This window comes from uncultured Clostridium sp., assembly GCF_937920395.1.
Taxonomy (GTDB): domain Bacteria; phylum Bacillota; class Clostridia; order Clostridiales; family Clostridiaceae; genus Clostridium_AD.
The window spans coordinates 1-3,100 of the sequence record NZ_CALEVF010000233.1 but is presented as its reverse complement, the minus strand read 5'-3'; the positions used below and the strand labels follow the sequence as shown (position 1 = coordinate 3,100).

The following is a 3,100-nucleotide window of genomic DNA, read 5'->3' as shown; positions in this document are numbered from 1 at the left end:
AATGTTAATCAAGTTTTCTTAACGGTACTTTTGCACAAATTGCGAGCCCTACCCCTAGATGATAAAAATGAAAAACCATTCAAGATAATTTTCCGTTATGTTGTATGCCTTTCAGTTTTTAATACAATAACCACATAAAAATTATAATAAAATCATTGTATTATATAGTGGCGAGTCGTAACCCTCTACTCCAAACTGCTTTGATTGATAGTGTATCGGAGATGTTGGTAGTTGGGTCTCCATCTACTAATAATAAGTCAGCACGTGCTCCTGTAACTATACGTCCTCTGTCTGTAAGACTAAAACGTCGAGCAGGAACAGAAGTTGCAGCTCGCAGTGCTTCAATTGGAGTGAAACCAGCTTCTACTAGTAATTGAAGTTCATGGTGAACGCTAGCACCATGTGCAAGTCCTCCAAGACTTAGTACAGGTTGAGAAACATCTGTCCCTACTAAAATATCCACCCCAGCCTTGTAAAGATCCATTACATTATTGAAGTTATCTTTCATATTCGCTTGTGGGAAAGTATTAAAGCTTGAATTTAATACATCTATCCATTCCTGGCATAGTTTTGAACTAATACGTGGGTCACTAGCTAATTCAGATGCAGGCTTACCAATTATAGAAGAGTTTAATACTAAACAAGGGGTTACGAAAGCACCACAATCTGCAATTGATTTGACCAATTTAGGAGTCCAATATGGACGATCAATGAACACGTGAGCCAATCCATCTACTCCAAGATTAATTGCTGTTTTTGAAGAGTTTGCTGTTAGCACATGCGCTAAGACTATTTTATCCAACTTATGTGCTTCATCTACTGCTGCTTTATAAATTTCATTACTTAAAACAGGCAGCCCAGGACAATTCATTACTGTTCCTTCTTCAATTAAAATTTTAACATAGTCTGCACCATGTGATACTTGTTCATCTACATGTTTAATAGTTCCTTCAATAGTTGTAAAAGAAGATAATTCCTCGTCATTATATTGTTGTGCATGAGCCGATATAAAAGCAGCTTTTTCTTCTTCAGTCATTTTCTCCATTTTTTTCAATATAAAATCAGGAATTCCATCTCCCTCCATTAATTCATCAGGATGTCCACCAGGAGCAGTTACCCCCATACCAGCAGAGCGTACATCTGCAATATCATAGATGCCTTTTAACTCTAAATCACGAGCATTTTTCGTAAAACCACCCATCATTTCTAATTCAGTTGTAACCCCAAACTTTAATGCATCACGTAGCCCATCTTCAGATGTATGCACATGTGAATCAATAAGACCAGGCATTAAAGTAGCACCTTTTGCATCGATGATCGTTGCTCCAGCTGGCACTGCACCACCTATAGCAATAATATTATCTCCGTAGATTACTACGGTCCGTTCATCAATCACCTTTTCTCCATTAAAAATATGAGCGTTAGTAATTGCAGTAAGTTTATCAGTTTTAAATTCTTTTTTATTCATATAATTTCCCCCCTCTTCTCACTAAGCGAGTAATATACTACGCATAAAATGAAATAATGCCACCACATAAAATAATCAGTTCAGGTCTTTTATGATTAATCCAATTCGTATAGGCCATTTCTTACTTTAACTAATAATTTTTTTAAAAGTTCCATTTCTTCTTTAGTTAAATTCTTTATAAGTTTAGCTTCTACGCCAGAAAAAATTTCATTGAATTCTTCTACTAAATTCGCTCCTTTTTCTAAAACATATATATTCTTTTGTCTTGCATTTTCTGCTGGTATAATCCTTTGAACATATCCCTTTTTCTCCAAACCTTGAAGCATACTGGAGATGCTTGCTCCCTTTAGTTCATATTTTTCTGCTAAATCCTTTTGAATAATGCCTTTATCTTGATTTTCATAAATGTCTCCAATCATACGTCCCTGTTGAGAATTAAGTCCTATTTCCTTTAGCTTTACGTTAGCTTCTTTTGTTATTTTCAGTCCAAGTTCTCTTAATATATCTATATAAGGTGTCACGATAATCGATTTATCCATATTTCTACCTCCTTTAATTAGAACTCTATCTGTTTTTATTATAATAGTTAGGTTTATAACTGTCAAGTGTCTAACTATTGAGCCTTGATTTATTTCCATTTATATCATTAGCGTGGGTTTTGTCGTAAATGTTGGCGATACCCCTGATATAAATATATACTATTAATCGAAATTGTAGAAAATTATGAAGTTTACAAAGAAGGGTTTGGAATAAAAAAGGGGGATCTATGTGTTTAATAAAGTGAAAAATTATATTAAAAAAAATATAATACTAAGTATAGTACTTATACTATGCTTGGGCATTATGAGTACTTATGCATATACTAAAATTATGCCTGAATGGTTTTCACAGCCAGATACTTACAATTTAGTAAAAGAAGCATTTTTGACTAATAATGGATACACTAATCAATTGTCCAAACATATGTCACAACAAATATTTAAAAGAACAAATATATATAATGCTTATCCAATAAATAATAAAAAAACTTATAAAGTAGATTTTACCTTAAGGGAAAATTCACGAATTAGAGTTGCAGGTATAGTTTATGTAAAAATGACTTATTCAGTAGAAGTAATGGATTTACAAAACAATGTTGTAGGTGGTTCAGCAAATATACCAATTACACTTACTATTAAAAATATAAAAGGTGAATGGTATATTACAGAAAAAGAAGAACCTGCATAAATTTTAAAATAAACTTTGCACGATCTAAATTATTCTTATATTGTGAAAGTAACACAAATGTAATTGTGTTACTTTCACATTGGGTCTATTGCCTATTCCTTAAAAATTTCATTTTGAATGTAACATAACGTGTTGATTTGTAACATTTAATGTATTATAACGTTCTTAATTTATTCCTAATGTAACTTTAAAATAAAGAAGGTTATTATATGTTTTTGTTGGTGCTATCACCTAGCACCTATTTAAACTTTAGGTTTTAAATTAATAGATATTTATCCAATGTAATGTCCAACTTATACTATTATGCTTTCATGAAAATACATTAAGACTTGCATTATCAGTACTTAACATGGTATTTTAAAGTTGGACATAATACTTAAAAGGTCTATCTTTTGAAATGAGGTG

Annotated in this window: 3 protein-coding genes; 1 reads left to right on the top strand and 2 read right to left on the bottom strand. The window is 32.0% G+C overall.

What is annotated here, in order from left to right; translation table 11 throughout:
• Nucleotides 1-160: 160 nt before the first annotated feature.
• On the bottom strand, nucleotides 161-1,468 hold the full coding sequence (locus tag Q0649_RS14935) for an amidohydrolase family protein (protein WP_298843742.1): 1,308 nt from the start codon (nucleotides 1,466-1,468) through the stop codon (nucleotides 161-163).
• Between the two features lie 95 nt (nucleotides 1,469-1,563).
• A complete protein-coding gene (locus tag Q0649_RS14930; protein WP_298843740.1) occupies nucleotides 1,564-2,007 on the bottom strand; it encodes a MarR family winged helix-turn-helix transcriptional regulator in 444 nt (147 codons plus the stop codon).
• A 229-nt stretch (nucleotides 2,008-2,236) separates the two neighbouring features.
• On the opposite strand from Q0649_RS14930, the gene Q0649_RS14925 reads away from it, so the two are divergent.
• The gene (locus Q0649_RS14925) at nucleotides 2,237-2,695 is read left to right on the top strand and encodes a hypothetical protein (protein ID WP_298843737.1); all 459 of its coding nucleotides are present in this window, start codon (nucleotides 2,237-2,239) and stop codon (nucleotides 2,693-2,695) included.
• The last annotated feature ends 405 nt before the right edge of the window (nucleotides 2,696-3,100 follow it).

Bases quoted from the DNA above. Each gene is read 5' to 3' on its own strand.
- Q0649_RS14935 (WP_298843742.1), bottom strand. From the start codon at position 1,468: ATGAATAAAAAAGAATTTAAAACTGATAAACTTACTGCAATTACTAAC.
- Q0649_RS14930 (WP_298843740.1), bottom strand. From the start codon at position 2,007: ATGGATAAATCGATTATCGTGACACCTTATATAGATATATTAAGAGAA.